Source organism: Falseniella ignava (genome assembly GCF_002847645.1).
Taxonomy (GTDB): Bacteria; Bacillota; Bacilli; order Lactobacillales; family Aerococcaceae; genus Falseniella; species Falseniella ignava.
Genome location: NZ_PKHE01000017.1, coordinates 1 through 16,246, shown reverse-complemented (window position 1 = coordinate 16,246; position 16,246 = coordinate 1). Strand labels below are relative to the sequence as shown.

Genomic DNA, 16,246 nt, shown 5'->3' with positions numbered 1-16,246 from the left:
TAAACGCATGAGAATTGTAGATATTATTGAACGAAAACAAAATGGCGAAGAGCTTACGGAACACGAGATTCGTTTCGTCGTTGAAGGCTTCACTGCTGGTGAGATTCCTGATTATCAAATGAGCGCCTGGATGATGGCAGTCTACTTTAAAGGGATGACCGAACGAGAAGCGGCGCACTTAACTATGGCGATGGTTGAAAGTGGTGACCGCATTGATTTGTCAGCGATTGAAGGTGTCAAAGTAGACAAACACTCTACCGGGGGTGTCGGTGATACGACGACCATCGTGCTAGCGCCACTCGTAGCCTCAGCTGGCGTTCCGGTAGCGAAAATGAGTGGTCGTGGTTTAGGCCATACGGGTGGAACGCTGGATAAATTTGAAGCGATTGACGGCTTCCAAATCGAACAAACACCGGAGCGATTTATCGAATTGGTTAACCAAAATAAAGTGGCGGTAGTCGGTCAGACGGGAAATTTAGTTCCAGCAGATAAGAAGATGTATGCTTTGCGCGACGTAACTTCGACCGTTCAATCAATTCCATTAATTGCCAGCTCAATTATGAGTAAGAAGATTGCTTCAGGGGCCGATGCGATCGTACTTGACGTCAAAGTTGGTGACGGCGCCTTTATGAAGACGGTCGAACAGGCGGAAGCATTAGCACACGCCATGGTGAAGATTGGGCAAGAAGTCGGTGTAACAACACTGGCTGTCTTATCCGATATGAACCAGCCCCTCGGTCATGCGGTAGGGAACGCGTTAGAAGTTAAAGAAGCGATTGATACCTTACGTGGTGAGGGTCCAAGTGATCTGACCGAATTATCACTTGTGCTTGGTGCGCAAATGTTGTTAGCAGCAGGGCGTGTGGATGATTTCGAAGCAGGTAAAACATTGCTACAAGAAAAAATTGACAGTGGCGAAGCACTCGATAAGTTGCGCACCTTTATCGAAAGCCAAGGTGGTGACGCATCGGTCGTGGATCACCCAGAGCGACTACCTCAAGCCAAATATCAAATCGAAGTAACTGCGCCAACTTCAGGTTATCTGAGCCGTTGGAAAGCTCACGATGTCGGCGTCGCATGCAGCTTGTTAGGTGCGGGTCGCATTGAGTATACCGATTCAATCGATTACGCCGTGGGTGTGATGATCCACAAAAAAGTTGGCGACCCGGTAGCAGAAGGCGAAGCCGTTGCCACGATCTATGCCAACCGCGAGGATGTCTCCGAAGTGATGGAACAACTCCAAGCTTCCTATGAGATTAGCGACTCAGCAGAGCCACTCACCTTAATCAAAGAAGTGATTCACTAAAACTTGATCAAATGACCGTATCCCAAGTGTCGGAATACGGTTTTTTGTTGGGGATGGAAGGCGACTTGGCTGAGAAATAGTAGAACGTCTGCTTGATCTACTAAACTTGTCTTTGAATTAGTAGAACCGTCCGCTTGATCTACTAAAGTTGTCTTTGAATTAGTAGAACCGTCTGCTTGATCTACTAAAGTTGTCTGAGAATTAGTAGAACCGTCCGCTTGATCTACTAAAGTTGTCTTTGAATTAGTAGAACCGTCTGCTTGATCTACTAAACTTTTCTCACAATTAGTAGAACCGTCTGCTTGATCTACTAAACCTAGCATTGAATTAAAAGAATCTGTCGCTCCATCGCCTGTTTTCTTTACTAACACTCACTTTCAGGTACACTACGGTCAACAGACTTTTAGAGCAAGCAAAGAAGCCTAAAGTATCAATCACTTTAGGCTTCTACTCCTCATTTAGTCGCTTCCAAACTCATACTATTGGCGTAGTGCGAGTTCTAAGTAATCAATCCCGCGAGCGGTCGCCCAGTCTTTCAGTTCATCGGTTAGAACGATCGGGCAGTGCGCTAAATCCGTAACACGGCGCGCATTTAATAACAAGCAACAATGTCGAATGGCTTCGAGCGTCGATTGGACAAATTCCACGCCGGCAGCAACGCCACCTTGATCAACGAGATGTAAGAGATGGCCGGAAAGTCCAACAGCCCGTGCGCCGAGAGCGAAAGCACGAACGGCATCGTAGTAATGACGGATTCCACCGCTTGCTAGGATTTCTGTTTGTTTCTGATAGGGCAGGGATTCCAATAGCGACTCCGCTGTCGTTTGCCCCCAGTTCTCTAATAAAGTAAAGTCGAGATGGTCTCGACGCAAATTTTCAATTTGGGCAAAGTTCGTCCCGCCACGACCGCTAATATCGATTGTCTGTGCGCCGAGTTGAATGAGGTGTGCGATTGATTCTCGGCTCATTCCGAAACCGACTTCTTTAACTACAACGGGAACTCCCACATTTTCAATGATGTTTTGTATATGGTCTGAACACTTCGAGAAATCGCGGTCGCCTTCAGGCATAATCACTTCCTGCGGTCGGTTCAAGTGAATTTGTAGCGCATCGGCTTCCAACCACTCCACTACTTTTTTGGCATCTTCTAACGTCTTGCCGGCACCGAGATTTGCTAAGACAAAACCTTCCTGATGAGTTGAGCGAATTACGGTAAAGGACTCACGAATTTCGTCATCTGTAGGATTTTTCAAAGCAATACTCATCGAACCGCTCGCCATCGGCAGGCCTGTTTCGCGTGCAATTTCTGCCAGTTGCTGGTTATAGTGCTTGGCAGTCGGTGAGCCACCTGTCATCCCATTAATATAGAGTGGGACAGCATGTTCAGTGCCAGCCCATTGGGTTGTGAGCGAAATCTCACTTTGAGCAATCCCGTCAGCTTGAATCGCATGGTGCACAAAGCGTACATTATCAAAAGAAGACGCAGGCGAAGTGCTGGTCGGTGGCGTATTAGCGGTATTCGGACTTACCGCGTGCTGTTTTAAAGCATGAATGAGGTGATCATCTTTACGTTGTTGGTCAATTGGCTGCATAAGAAGACTCCTTCTCTAGTCAAAGTTATTATCAGTATCGATTGATTGAATTTGCAGAATCGCCATCGACTAGCGAATATTTAAAGGACGAGCGACTTGGTAAGGTAGCAGCTCAATCTCATGGTCCCGCCATAATTTAACGAGCAGCGGGCGATTCTTCGGACTAGAACTAATAGCGATACCACAGTCTCCCCCACCCGCGCCGGACGATTTGGCTGCATAGCCTACGAGTTCACTTTTATCGATAAGTGTCTGCATCTCCTCTGTGATCATCCCTAATTGATAAATCGTATCGAGATAAGTTAGAAGTCGACGGTAAATTTCTGCTTCTTTCATAATTTCGGAAGTTTCACCTTGGTCAAAAGCTTGACGCATCTTCGCAAGGCAAACTTGACTCGCGCGTAAAAATTGTCGATAAGGTGAAGGGTTTTGCGAAATTTGGTGTGAAAGTCGCTCCACAAAATCGTAGGTTGAAGCAGGCTGCCCCGTCCAGCCGATTGCAAGATTCAGATTGGTCGGCGCTTCGAGTGGTGTGATTTCAAGTTCAGGCCAGTCCATCGCAATGACCGTACTCATTGGAAAAACTTCCAGTTGTTGGCGAATCCATTCGCGGTCGCAACTGCGATAGTAGACCCATCCTCCCATTGATTCCGCCGCCAAATCGCCAAAACTTCCAGGCGAATCTAAGGATAACATCACCATGACGGCCATTTTGTATAAAATAATCGAATTAAAAGGGCGCATCTCATAATAATTAGCCAAAGCATGCAAGGTCGCTAGGACCACCGCACCACTGGAGCCGAAGCCGTACTTGACTCCATTTTCCGCTTCCAACTCAGACTCAAATGATAGCGAGAAAGGTTTTAAGGGGATTTTATGTTCCGCTAAAAGTTGCTCGAAAAGTTTGATTGATGCACAAACATAACGCCAAGCTGCTGGAACCACAGTATCGGGTTGATACACCAATATCGCAGGGTCTAAATTTTCGGAATGCAAGCGAATGGTTTCCTCATCTCCAAGAGGTTTCAGCGTCGCCTTGAGATATTGATCGACAGTCACCAAAATTGCAGGATAATTAGGCTCGATGACCGCATATTCGCCCGCAATATAGAGTTTGCCTGGTATCTTAGCTTGCGTAGTCCGGTTCGTATGTACAAATTTAAAAAGGCTCATCGTCATTGCTCCAATCGTTGAATTATTTTGTTAATTTGAGAAAGGGGTAAAGGATGGCACGGTATGTGGGGCAGGACCAGGTCCGCTAATAATCAATTGGGATTCGGTCACTCCTGCGGCTTGCATTAACAATTGTTGAATTCGATCCGCCTGACTTAAGCGACAAATCACCTTGATATTCGGACCGGCATCCATCGTAAAGTAACATTCAATACCTTGTTGACGTAATTGACGAATGCAATCCATAATTTTAAGCGACTCCGCTTGAAAATACGTATAGCTTGGTTTAGACGAAAGCATTAGCGCATGCATTTCCATCGCATTGTGCTCGGCAACTTCTCCCAAGGTCGTAAAGTCACGTTGCGCAATCGCTGTTTCTATCAAGTCTAAATCATGTGCCACGACTTCTGGCCAAAGCTTAAAGAATGGAGAAGTTCGGACCGTCAATGCCATTCCTTCACGACTGCTGATTGATTTTTCTTGGTCGTTAAGAACAACCGCAATCATTCCCAAATCCCAATCCGCCTTATCGATGGGATGGGCGTAGCTTGTCTCTGATACATCGCCTTGTCCAGCTTCCCATTTTACGAAACCACCAAAGAGACTGCGGGTTGCGCTTCCTGACCCTTGGCGAGCATAGGTTGATAGCTCCCGCGCGTCCATTTGAGTATCGAATAGATCATTGCACGCACAAGCGAGCGCAGCAAAGGCTGAAGCAGAGGAAGCAAGCCCTGCTGCAGTCGGGACATGATTATAACTTTCAACGCGTACTGGACGGGAACAATGTGTCAGCTCTCGGAAGAGATCAATCAGACGTTGGACACGATCAATCGGCTGTAATTCACCATTTAATAATAATACGTCTTCAGAGGATGATTCGTTCCATCGAACTTGTGTCTCCGTATAAAATTCGTTCAAAGTGAGTGACAGACTGCTGGTTACCGGAAGAAATAACGTCTCATTGCGTTTGCCCCAATACTTGATTAGCGCAATATTAGTGTAAGCACGAAATATATGTGATGGGTCTTTCATCGTTACCTCCTTAATCGTAACCCTACATGGCATTGAGATTCACTAACCATGTCTGTTGGGCACCTGCGTCTAATAAGACGCGTTCAATATGTTGCGCATGCGAACGGTTATAAGCTAAAGCAATAATACAGCCGCCCAGACCTGCTCCAGTTAACTTCGCACCGAGTGCATCGGCCATCCATGCTTGATTCACCAAATGATCGATGGTAGCGTTGGAAACACCGAGTTGATTTAAATAATAATGGTTGTAAGTCATAAGTCGACCGAGTTCGATAATATCTTGATGTCGGATGGCTTCGATGGCTTGACTTACAAAGCCACCAATCGCATCCATCATATTGGTGACAAATTCAGGCTTCGCTTCACGCAGTTGATGTACTTTGCCTACCGCCAGTTTGGTCTGACCGACCATCCCGCTATCTGCCACAATTAAGTAGGCATTCAAGTTAAATTGAAACGGAATCGGTGTGGAACTTTTACGATAAATGACCGGTGAATCGGTACTGGCTAACAATGTATCCAGCCCACTCGTCCAACCGTGCGCAATAACTTCTGCTTGGTTAGCAATATAGGTCAATTGATGATCACTAATCTTAATTCGCATATAATCGACTAAGCTGCGAATTAGCGCAACAGATACCGCAGCGGAAGAACCCATGCCACGTCCGATGGGAATCGAACTTTTGATGCGGAAGTGCAACGGGCCTGTTTTTAATTTGCTGGCGGAGCGAGTTAAGTCAATGGCACGGGATAAATTTTGCAGTTCCTCGGGCACGTTGTCGAGCGGTCCCGTATAAGGCAAGCTCTCAAGCCAATCAACTTGGTGAGAAGATGGCTGGGTTTCAACAGTAACTTTAGCGCTCGGTAGCGGCAAGGCAATCGCTGGGTAGTCATAGACGACCGAGTGTTCCCCCGCTAAAATAATTTTACCGTGAGCGGTGTCGACGCCTGTTCGTGTTGAGTTCGATGAAATATCCATATTCGGTTCACGTTCCATTAACTTATTTCCCCCCTTTATATAAAGTGAATTAATACTAGCTAGATTGTATCATAAATCTTGATTTTGATTCCAAAAAAACAAGCAAATCCATTTTGAGTATGATATATTATTAACGAAAGAGTTATCGTAAATAAGATAGGATGAGACGCTATCACGATAGAGTAAGGTCCATCAATAAGGAGGAATTATGGCTACGAATTTATATGATTTAGAGAAGATTATTGTACTCGATTACGGATCACAATATAATCAATTGATTACACGCCGAATTCGCGAGTTACATGTCTATAGTGAATTGTTATCACATAAGAAGACGGCGGAAGAGATTCAAGCGTTAGGTAATGTAAAAGGAATTATCTTATCTGGCGGACCTCACAGTGTTTATAATGAAGACAGCTTCAAAATTGATCCAGCCATCTATGAACTGGACATTCCAATCTTAGGAATCTGCTATGGTATGCAATTAACGACCGATATGTTGGGCGGGAAAGTCCAAGCCTCAGATAAACGTGAGTACGGTCAACATGAAATCGAAGTTTCCAATACAACGGATGGTATCTTCCAAGGGCTATCTGAACGTGAACAAGTTTTGATGAGTCATTCAGACCAAGTAACAGAAGTTCCAGCAGGCTTCACTGTGACAGCTCACAGTCCGAATACACCGATTGCTGCAATGGAAAATACCGAACGCCGTATTTATGGCGTTCAATTCCACCCAGAAGTGAAAGCTTCACTACAAGGCGACCAAATGTTACGCAACTTTGTCTTTAACATTTGTCAAGCGTCTGGTGACTGGAGCATGGAGAACTTCATCGACCTACAAATTGAACAAATTCGCAATCACGTTGGCGACCGAAAAGTATTGCTCGGTCTATCCGGTGGGGTGGATTCAAGTGTAGTGGGAGTTCTATTGCAACGTGCCATTGGAGATCAGTTAGTCTGTATCTTCGTTGACCATGGCTTATTACGTAAGAATGAAGCTGAACATGTGATGAGCGCACTGCAACAATTTAACTTAAATATTATTAAAGTTGATGCGAAAGATCGCTTCTTCAGCAAACTTCAAGGAGTCTCAGAACCTGAACAAAAACGTAAAATTATCGGCAATGAATTTATCGAAGTGTTTGACGATGAAGCTGCTAAATTAGACGGTATCGAGTTCTTAGCGCAAGGCACACTCTATACCGATATTATTGAATCAGGTACTGAAACGGCGCAAACAATTAAGTCTCACCATAACGTCGGGGGCTTACCAGAAGATATGGCGTTCAGCTTGATCGAACCATTGAAGACGCTCTTCAAAGACGAAGTCCGTGCATTAGGTACCGCACTTGGCATGCCAGAATCAATCGTATGGCGCCAACCATTCCCAGGACCAGGCTTAGGTATTCGAGTACTGGGTGAAATTACGCCTGAAAAAGTTGAAATCGTCCGCGAATCCGATGCTATCTTACGTGAAGAAATCGCACTAAATGGCTTAGAGCGTGATGTATGGCAATATTTCACCGTCTTACCAGATGTACGCTCCGTCGGTGTTATGGGTGACGTTCGTACTTATGATTATATGTTAGGAATCCGCGCAGTTACTTCTGTTGACGGTATGACCAGTGAGTTCGCTCGCTTACCGTGGGAAGTCCTACAAAAGATTAGTAACCGAATTATTAACGAAGTCCCACACGTCAACCGAATCGTTTACGATATTACCGGTAAACCACCAGCCACGATTGAATGGGAGTAAACCCTTCTGCAGGGAAGAAAAGCCGACGCGACGAATAGGAGCGTTGGCTTTTCTGATTCGCTGAATGGGAATAATTGAAGAGGATAGGTTTTTAGTGTAGGGGAAAAATTGTTTAAACATTTATAATAAATACAATACTTAATTAAATGAAAATTTCATTTCTCACTTGTATTTTCCCCATACTTTTGGATAAAATAGATATACGTAAAAAGGAGGACATATGTCAAAAAAATTTAGAGTTTTATTATATTATAAATATCAAAATATAGAGGATCCTGAGAAATTCAGGGATGAACATTTAGCATTCTGCAATGAAGTAGGGCTTAAAGGTCGTATCATTGTAGGTTATGAGGGAATAAATGGTACTGTTTCAGGTACTGTTGAACAGACTGAAAAATATAAAGACTTTCTACATTCATTAGATGGATTTGAAGATGTTTGGTTTAAGGAAGATGAGGCTGATGATTTTACACATCCAAGAATGTCTGTAAAATTTCGTAAAGAGATTGTATCATTAAATTTAGAAGATGATTTCTCACCAAATGATACAACTGGGAAATATTTAAATCCTAAGGAATTCAAGGAAGCCATTCTTGATGAGAATACTGTTATTTTAGACACTCGGAATGACTATGAATACGATATGGGACATTTTAAAGGTGCTGTTAGACCAGATATCAAAAATTTCAGAGATCTGCCAGAATGGATTAAGGAAAATGAAGAGATGTTCAAAGATAAAAATGTTGCAATGTACTGTACTGGTGGGGTGCGTTGTGAGAAATTCTCTGGTTGGATGTTAAGAGAAGGTATCTCAGATAATGTTGCACAACTTCATGGTGGAATTGATACATATGGAAAAGATCCAGAAGTAAAAGGCGAACTTTGGGAAGGCAGCATGTATGTATTTGATGAGAGAATCTCCGTGCCAATAAATCATGTTGATCCAACAATTATAGGTCGTGATTATTATGATGGTGAACCATGTGAAAGATATAGAAACTGCGCGAACCCAGAGTGTAATCGACAAATATTTATGAGTGAAGAAAATGAACATAAATATTTACGTAGCTGTAGCGAGCATTGTAGAAAACACCCGAAAAATAGATATGCAATAGAACATAATTTATCTATGGAAGAATGGGAAGAAAGACTTAATGCGATTGGTGAAAGTCTAAAAGAAACCGAAAGAGCATAATTTAATAATAATTGAAGTGCAATTTATGTCTGATAAATCAGATGTGAATGCACTTTTTTTGAATAGATAATTTATCTAAAGAAATCTGAAAAAAGGATTTCTATCGAAAAATACTTGGATCAGAACTTAATGATATGAGGGATAGCATAAATAATATGCGAGATGAAAATGGAGAAGAGCCGTATACTGAAGAAGAATGGTTCCATTGTAATCCTGATAAAGATTATAATGCTTATGTATATACAGAAAAAGCTCTATCTAAACTTGAAGAATTTCTTGAAACTAATAATTACAAAGATGAATGGATGGTAGCTTGGCATTAGCAAAAATTATGTTACTAAATTTTTATAGATCTTTAAAATTTTAATTCAAATAAATGTAAAGAAAAATTTACAGATATGAGGGGAGATTCAGCGCTTTTAGGTGTGAGTCGACTGAATTTTCTCTGTTCATTCACATCATTTGAAAAAAATCTCCCTTGCTATCACTTATCGCTGTGGTAAACAAGGGAGATTAAATTATATTGTGCTCTTTTGGGTTGGATTTGATTGTTATACTGGTTAGATTAGCTACGTAAGCCAATACCACGATCCACTAAATAATATGCTAATGAATACAGTACCGCGATAAAAATGATTAATATGGTAATCGACATTGCTATCGGTACATCGCCTATCCCTAAGAATCCGTATCGGAAACCTGAAATCATATAAACGATTGGATTGATTTTCGAAACTGCTTGCCAAAATGGTGGTAACATTGAAATGGCGTAGAAGACTCCACCTAAATAAGTTAAGGGTTGTAGTACAAACGTTGGCACAATGGAGACATCATCAAAACTTCTAGCAAACACACCATTAATTAAACCTGCTAAAGAAAATAAAATCGCAGTCATTAAAATGGTCATCACTACCACTAACCATGAATGAACATGTAATGGTACAAAGAATAATGACACCGTGGTCACTAACGAAGCGACAATTAAACTCCGTCCAACCCCTCCTAATACAAATCCCCAAATGATAACATGAGTTGGTACAGGAGCTACTAATAATTCTTCAATATTCTTTTGTAATTTTTGAGAGAAGAATGATGAGGAAACATTGGCATAGGAACTGGTAATCGATGACATCATTATCAATCCTGGAACAATAAACTCCATATAACTGAAGCCTCCCATTTCACCAATACGGCCACCAATCATTTTTCCAAAAATTATAAAATAAAGTGAAGTGGTAATGACAGGTGGAACTAATGTTTGAACCCAAATTCGCAAATAACGATTGGTTTCTTTCGTCACTAAACTTTTTAATGCTGTAAAATATAAACTAAACATGTTGATCCTCCGTCTGATGTTTCTCTTCGGTAATTTTCAGAAATAACTCTTCTAAACGATTCGATTTATTTCGCATCGACAGTACCTTTATGCCTTGTTTTGTTAATTGAGTAAAAATATCATTAATCCCTTGATTGCGCTCAACTTCGACTTCCAAAGTTTGGTCACCATCAAATTGATATGCATAGCCTGCTAACTTAGGTTGTTGTTGCGATATATCCAAATCAAAGATAAAAGTTTCATGCTGTAATTTCGATAATAATGCTCTCATACTGGTATTCTCAATTAGTTGGCCTGCTTGGATGATGCCAATATTACGACATAACATCTCGGCTTCTTCAAGATAATGAGTCGTTAAGATAATGGTTGTGCCATTAGCATTTAACTCTTGTAAGAAATGCCACATCCCTCTTCTTAACTCAATATCAACCCCGGCGGTCGGTTCATCTAAAATCAATAGTTTGGGTTCATGCATCAAGGCTCTAGCAATCATCAAACGACGCTTCATTCCTCCTGATAACATGCGCGCTTTTTCATCACGCTTTTCCCATAAATCTGCCTGTTTCAAATATTTTTCACTGCGCTTGTAAGCTTCTGTACGAGGCACGCCATAATATCCTGCTTGATTGACCACAATTTGTTGCACGGTCTCAAATGGATTAAAATTGAACTCTTGTGGAACCAAGCCAATTTGTTGTTTTGCTTTTTCTAACTGAGTATCAATATCATAACCAAATACTTTGACATTCCCAGAAGTTTTATTGACTAGCGAAGTAATAATTCCAATCGTCGTCGACTTGCCAGCACCATTAGGGCCTAATAACGCATAAAAATCGCCCTCAGAGACCTTTAAATCAATCCCCTTGAGTGCTTGTACGCCTGTATCATAAACTTTCTTTAAATCCGATATTTCCAATGCATAAGTCATATATAAGAAATCTCCTTTTATTCATCTGATACTACTTTAACATCTATTTGAACATGGGTACAATGGAATGATTATTATTAATATAATGCTACTAGATAATTAAAAAGGATTCTATACTTTTTGGTGTGGGTGAACAGAAATGACCCTGTTCATTTATACCTTTTTAAATCAATACAAAAAGTCATGGAATTCCGTTATAATCTCTAGAGTTGTCAAACATATGTTACACATACTGAAACTTCTGATGCCCTAGACCTAACGACTCACGATTCTTTCAAAGGAGTTTGTCAAGGAGGAAAGCGTAGCGATACTTGATGAGCTCCGCTGAAAGAATTTTGGAACTTAGGGTTAGGAAAGAAGATGCTCCTTTGCCTATAAGACTATGCTAAGGAATGGGGACTTACCCAAATTGAACTGGACTATTTCTCAAGTAATAAAAGAGGTCAGATTCTTTATGAGAAATTAGGGTTCATAAAAGTGGGAGAAATACCGGAATCGTTTGTTTTGAAGGATGGAACAAGATACAATAATATAACAATGGTATATAGAATCTAAATTGATTTTCAAAGTATAAATTTTTCGGTTAATGAGATTGACAATCCGCCTAAATAGATCGAAAAGATAGTGTTTGCAATTATTAATAATACTATAGGATTTTTTGAAGGTTTCGTGAAATAATATAGATGGATACAAATCATTATGTACATATAGGAGTCCAAGACTTCTACCAAAGTTTAAAACTCAAAAAAATAAATCGTTGGTGTGCTGTTTAGGAGACTTTTACGAAAATAAATGTTGTAAACAGTACATCAGCATAAAGGAGGAAGTCATATGTCTAAGGCTAAAAAAGCGACGATTGAAGCAAAGGGATTTGCTATTCAGATTTATACTGAAGACTTTAAAAATGACTATATAAGTCTTACGGATATAGCAAAATATAAAAACAAGGAAGAACCTAATGTAGTTGTATCAAATTGGATGCGAAACTATAATACAATAGAATATCTTGGCATTTGGGAGCAGTTAAATAATCCAGATTTTAACCCCCTCGAATTCGAGGGGTATTTAAAAGAGGCGGGTAGTAACGCTTTTACTTTATCACCTCAAAAATGGCAGAAAACCACTAATGCAATAGGACTATTTGTAAAGTTGGGTAGATATGGTGGCACATATGCTCATAAAGATATAGCTTTTAAATTTGCTTCATGGATATCTGCAGAATTTGAACTTTATATAATTAAAGATTATCAAAGACTTAAAGAAGATGAAAACTCAAAATTATCATTAACTTGGAACTTGCATAGAGAAATTTCTAAAATCAATTATAAAATTCATACAGATGCCATAAAAGAGTATCTATTAAAAGACCTTACAGATGAGCAGTTATCTTACAAGTATGCAAGTGAAGCAGATATGCTCAATGTAGCCTTGTTTAATAAGAGAGCTAAACAGTGGCGTGAAGAAAATCCAGATCTAAAAGGTAATATGAGAGATTATGCAAGTCTGAATGAGTTACTTGTACTTGCCAATATGGAAAGCTATAATGCGATTCTTATTGGAAAAGGTATGGAGCAAAAAGAAAGAATGATGGAACTTAGAAAACTTGCTAGAACACAATTAATGTCACTTGAAAAACTTAGTGATAATGGTATTAAAAAATTAGAAGGAAAGTAATAATAACTGTTAGTTTGTAATTGAATAAATAAATTTGAATTTGTGGAGGAAATGATATGCTAAAAGGAATAGGATATTTATTATTTGGAGTAGGTTTATGTTTTATGTCTCCTAAATTTATCAAACAATATAAAAAAGATAAAAACATTGAAAATATCCTTGAGGTTATTGGAGTTATATTATTAGCAGCTTCAAGTATTCTTTTAGGTGTTTTGGAATTTTTGTAGAATTACAAATCCCAGTTTGTAGTACTAGTAATCTACCTGAATAGATAGATTATTTACACCTAAAGGCGTTGATATCACTATACGATTTTACACCCGGAACGGGAGGTTTTGTTGTAACTTCTATGACTCATGCTATGAAGAAATTAAGGTAAGAATTCACAAAAGATATTGGAAAAGATAAAGAAAACTGATATTGTTATGAACAATGATGGTAGTGGAAATATTCTTCAAACAAATTCCCTCTTACCTCCCCATGATATAGTTTTTTTGATGTGATTGTAACTAACCCACCTTTTTTAAAACTAGGTGGAAGAATGGGAATAGTCGCATTTTTTTAAAATGGCTTAATTACAAACTATAGAGAGAATGAAAAATGACTACGGGTACTCAAATGGTACTGCAAGCTAAAAAGAATAATTAAAATAATCGTTCCAAGTGGTATAAATTTGGACATAATTAGATGGTAATTTGACCTCCTCAAACCGTATTTCGGAATGAGGGGGTCAAATCGATACTTAGTACTTTTATTTGGAGAAGTTTTTTATATCATTAGATATGTAAGGATAGTTTTTCTCGGTGCGATTACTTCGTGTTCCGAATATATTTGGAAATGAAAGGTAGGGTTGATGAATAATTCACATCAACCCTATTTCCTATAAGCCCAGTTAATTATGTTGCTGAGATCGCTTTTATCAATATATAATTAAATTATTGTACGAGATTAGGGCGAAGAAAGGACTCTAAATTGAAACGATTTGAAGATTTTAAAAAATTAGACCAATTAGAAAAAGAACGGGAAAACAAAATTGTAAAAACCAGTCTGTTTGGCATCATCGGCAATGTGTTGCTTGCAATATTAAAAGGTATTGTCGGAATAAAATCAAACTCCATTGCCATATTGGTAGATGCTGTTAATAATTTAGCAGATGGAGGAAGCTCCGTTATTACAATTATAGGTACTAAACTTGCTTCGAAAGAAGCGGATAATAAACATCCTTTTGGATATGGAAGAATTGAATACCTTTCTGCCATGATAATTTCAGTGATCATCTTATATGTAGGGATCACATCGCTAGTCGCGGCAGTTAAAAAAATTCTTAATCCAGTAGAACCTTCCTATAACTTGATAGGTATTGTCATTGTTGCACTCTCTGTGATCGTAAAAATTGTTATGGCTCATAAATTCATCAAAATCGGTGGAGAGGTCAAGTCAGATTCGCTGATCAACTCTGGTGAGGATGCAAGATTAGACGCCTATGTCTCCTTATCTATTCTTTTAGCGGCAGGGATGTATATGTTATTTGATGTATCCCTTGAAGCCTATCTCGGTGCTATAATATCAATTATTATCATAAAATCAGCAATCGATATGTTAAATAAAACCCTATCACAATTGCTTGGAGAGAAGATTGATCCGCATCTTGCGCAAGACGTCATCAAAACGGTAGAAAACTTTCCAGGTGTAGAAGGGGCAAATGCGCTGGTACTCAATAATTATGGTCCTAATAATTGGAATGGATCGATTGATATCGGTGTACCAGAGACATATACCGCAGAACAATTGGATGAGATCATTCGAGATATCCAATTGGAGGTATACTATCAATATAAAATAATGCTCACAGCTGTAGGAGTCTATCCAATCAATGCTAGAAGTCGCCACATTACAAGTATTAAAGATCAGATCAAAGAAATCGTCTTTTCCCACCAACATATCACGGGCATCCACGGCCTATATGTCGATGAATTCGACAAAGAGATTAGATTTGATGTTATTATCAGTCTCGATGCTGAAGATCGACTAGAAGTCTTGCAAAAAGTTGTTAACGATGTGAGACATCGCTTCCCAGACTATAATATAGAAGCTTTTCCAAATGTAGACTATACGGATAGGTAATTTTTAAAGTATAACGCATTGATTAAGAGTTATGCTGTTTTATGCGGACTTTATTATTGAATACCTGATGCTATGGGAGGATGATTGGTTTTGTTTGAAGAATTTTTAGAGATTTGTAAGCAGCTAAATAAGTTAAATATCATACCTACTTTAATGGGTTCAGTTGGTCTAGGTTATATTTCTGGAATTGACTGGAATTCTTCGTATATAGATATTCATGTTTCGGGCGATCCTAGGGATGGGAAGCGCCTGATGAATTGAGAATTTATGATTGGGAACAAATTCATTCGATGATGCTAGGTATGGGCTATCAATTAATTGATTTACATGAGCATTATTTTAAGAAAGCGGACCTACATGTTGAGTATGGAACGATTGATTCACTTTACGAATTTGCTGGTGTTAGAGAAGAAGATATTGAAATAGCTGAGATCAATCAGATAAGATTCAGAGTTCCTAATATCGAACAGTTTTTAAAATTTTATCGAGCTTCATCAAAATATTCGTATCGAAATGAGAATAATATAGACAAAGACTTTGTAAAAATTAGCTGGTTAGAATCAAAAAGGACGCGCCCGTAAGCACGTCCCAACCCGCAACGATTAAGGAGTGAGCCGACTTTCGTTGTTTCCTTGGTGTTAATATTAGCTTCTTTCATTTAGTGAGCCGATAGTATTTTTAATCAAACTACATTTTATCTCAGGTATTATGATGCTACGGTAACTTACCGGTCTTATTTTTTAAAAAAAGATAATTTGTTTTATAAGAATTGTGAAATTTTAAAAAGTTAGTATTGCCCATCTGTGCGATCTACTTCAACTAGAATACTTAAGTCCATTTCCATTTGTTCAGATAAACGTTCCATAAAGCCTGGATATTTTTCATTCAACATTTTTGATTCAGTTCCTAATGTTGCATAGAGATGTCGAAAAGCATCTTGGTTATCAAACATAGATAAGGTTCCTAACAGCATTCTTATCCCGTGGTGACCTTGTCCTGTTCTATAAGCAGCTTCATCAATATTCAATTTGTTGTGTAAAAAAGGAGAGTATCTTATTTTCGTAAATTTCAAGTTTAAGTTAGCCACTTTGTTAAAACTGAAGACCTACATGTGAATTATTTGCACTAGGTTGTTCGGCTTTACAATG

The 16,246-nt window shown here is 39.3% G+C and carries 15 protein-coding genes and 1 pseudogene; 8 read left to right on the top strand and 8 right to left on the bottom strand.

Annotation, left to right across the window (positions count from 1 at the left end):
* Positions 1-7 precede the first annotated feature (7 nt).
* Positions 8-1,306 carry a pyrimidine-nucleoside phosphorylase gene (locus tag CYJ57_RS06260; RefSeq protein WP_101954549.1) on the top strand — a complete coding sequence of 433 codons (1,299 nt, stop codon included), beginning with the start codon at positions 8-10 and terminating at the stop codon, positions 1,304-1,306.
* Here CYJ57_RS06260 and CYJ57_RS06255 read toward each other — a convergent pair.
* The 5 genes from CYJ57_RS06255 to mvk all read right to left on the bottom strand — a co-directional run bounded on the left by CYJ57_RS06255 (position 1,303) and on the right by mvk (position 6,100).
* Positions 1,303-1,677, bottom strand: coding sequence for a hypothetical protein (locus CYJ57_RS06255; protein WP_143826746.1), 375 nt, complete (start codon positions 1,675-1,677; stop codon positions 1,303-1,305). The two genes, CYJ57_RS06260 and CYJ57_RS06255, sit on opposite strands and share 4 nt — an antisense overlap.
* Positions 1,678-1,785: 108 nt before the next feature.
* Positions 1,786-2,898, bottom strand: coding sequence for a type 2 isopentenyl-diphosphate Delta-isomerase (gene fni, locus CYJ57_RS06250; RefSeq protein WP_101954547.1), 1,113 nt, complete (start codon positions 2,896-2,898; stop codon positions 1,786-1,788).
* 69 nt (positions 2,899-2,967) lie between these two features.
* A complete protein-coding gene (locus tag CYJ57_RS06245; RefSeq protein WP_180764420.1) occupies positions 2,968-4,071 on the bottom strand; it encodes a phosphomevalonate kinase in 1,104 nt (367 codons plus the stop codon).
* Positions 4,072-4,101: 30 nt separating this feature from the next.
* Entirely contained in the window at positions 4,102-5,103 is a 1,002-nt protein-coding gene (gene mvaD, locus CYJ57_RS06240) for a diphosphomevalonate decarboxylase (protein WP_101954543.1), read from the bottom strand.
* A 22-nt stretch (positions 5,104-5,125) separates the two neighbouring features.
* Complete coding sequence (gene mvk, locus CYJ57_RS06235; RefSeq protein ID WP_101954542.1) at positions 5,126-6,100, bottom strand: mevalonate kinase; 975 nt, start codon at positions 6,098-6,100, stop codon at positions 5,126-5,128.
* A gap of 190 nt (positions 6,101-6,290) precedes the next feature.
* Here mvk and guaA point away from each other — a divergent pair, with 190 nt between their 5' ends.
* The 3 genes from guaA (at position 6,291) to CYJ57_RS06220 (ending at position 9,359) form a co-directional block, all read left to right on the top strand.
* Positions 6,291-7,841 (top strand): glutamine-hydrolyzing GMP synthase, encoded by a 1,551-nt coding sequence (gene guaA / locus CYJ57_RS06230; protein WP_006701814.1) that lies wholly within the window; start codon positions 6,291-6,293, stop codon positions 7,839-7,841.
* A gap of 220 nt (positions 7,842-8,061) precedes the next feature.
* Positions 8,062-9,036, top strand: a complete 975-nt coding sequence (trhO, locus tag CYJ57_RS06225; RefSeq protein ID WP_101954540.1) for an oxygen-dependent tRNA uridine(34) hydroxylase TrhO — start codon at positions 8,062-8,064, stop codon at positions 9,034-9,036.
* 134 nt (positions 9,037-9,170) lie between these two features.
* The gene (locus CYJ57_RS06220; RefSeq protein ID WP_219525585.1) at positions 9,171-9,359 is read left to right on the top strand and encodes a hypothetical protein; all 189 of its coding nucleotides are present in this window, start codon (positions 9,171-9,173) and stop codon (positions 9,357-9,359) included.
* Between the two features lie 242 nt (positions 9,360-9,601).
* On the opposite strand, the gene CYJ57_RS06215 is transcribed toward CYJ57_RS06220, so the two are convergent.
* Positions 9,602-10,372 carry an ABC transporter permease gene (locus CYJ57_RS06215; RefSeq protein WP_101954539.1) on the bottom strand — a complete coding sequence of 257 codons (771 nt, stop codon included), beginning with the start codon at positions 10,370-10,372 and terminating at the stop codon, positions 9,602-9,604.
* The gene (locus CYJ57_RS06210; RefSeq protein WP_101954538.1) at positions 10,365-11,300 is read right to left on the bottom strand and encodes an ABC transporter ATP-binding protein; all 936 of its coding nucleotides are present in this window, start codon (positions 11,298-11,300) and stop codon (positions 10,365-10,367) included. The genes CYJ57_RS06215 and CYJ57_RS06210 overlap by 8 nt, the downstream gene beginning before the upstream one ends.
* Before the next feature lie 831 nt (positions 11,301-12,131).
* Between CYJ57_RS06210 and CYJ57_RS06200 the strand changes: the two genes are divergently transcribed.
* The 4 genes and pseudogenes from CYJ57_RS06200 to CYJ57_RS06190 all read left to right on the top strand — a co-directional run bounded on the left by CYJ57_RS06200 (position 12,132) and on the right by CYJ57_RS06190 (position 15,679).
* Complete coding sequence (locus tag CYJ57_RS06200) at positions 12,132-12,974, top strand: KilA-N domain-containing protein (RefSeq protein ID WP_101954537.1); 843 nt, start codon at positions 12,132-12,134, stop codon at positions 12,972-12,974.
* 56 nt (positions 12,975-13,030) lie between these two features.
* Positions 13,031-13,201: a hypothetical protein gene (locus CYJ57_RS07850; RefSeq protein WP_180364459.1), complete on the top strand. Its 171-nt coding sequence runs from the start codon at positions 13,031-13,033 to the stop codon at positions 13,199-13,201.
* A gap of 745 nt (positions 13,202-13,946) precedes the next feature.
* Positions 13,947-15,098: a cation diffusion facilitator family transporter gene (locus CYJ57_RS06195; RefSeq protein ID WP_101954535.1), complete on the top strand. Its 1,152-nt coding sequence runs from the start codon at positions 13,947-13,949 to the stop codon at positions 15,096-15,098.
* 84 nt (positions 15,099-15,182) lie between these two features.
* Positions 15,183-15,679: pseudogene (locus CYJ57_RS06190) on the top strand (phosphoribosylanthranilate isomerase).
* Between the two features lie 206 nt (positions 15,680-15,885).
* Here the strand turns inward: CYJ57_RS06190 and CYJ57_RS07845 are convergent.
* Positions 15,886-16,050 (bottom strand): hypothetical protein, encoded by a 165-nt coding sequence (locus tag CYJ57_RS07845; protein WP_180764419.1) that lies wholly within the window; start codon positions 16,048-16,050, stop codon positions 15,886-15,888.
* Positions 16,051-16,246 lie beyond the last annotated feature (196 nt).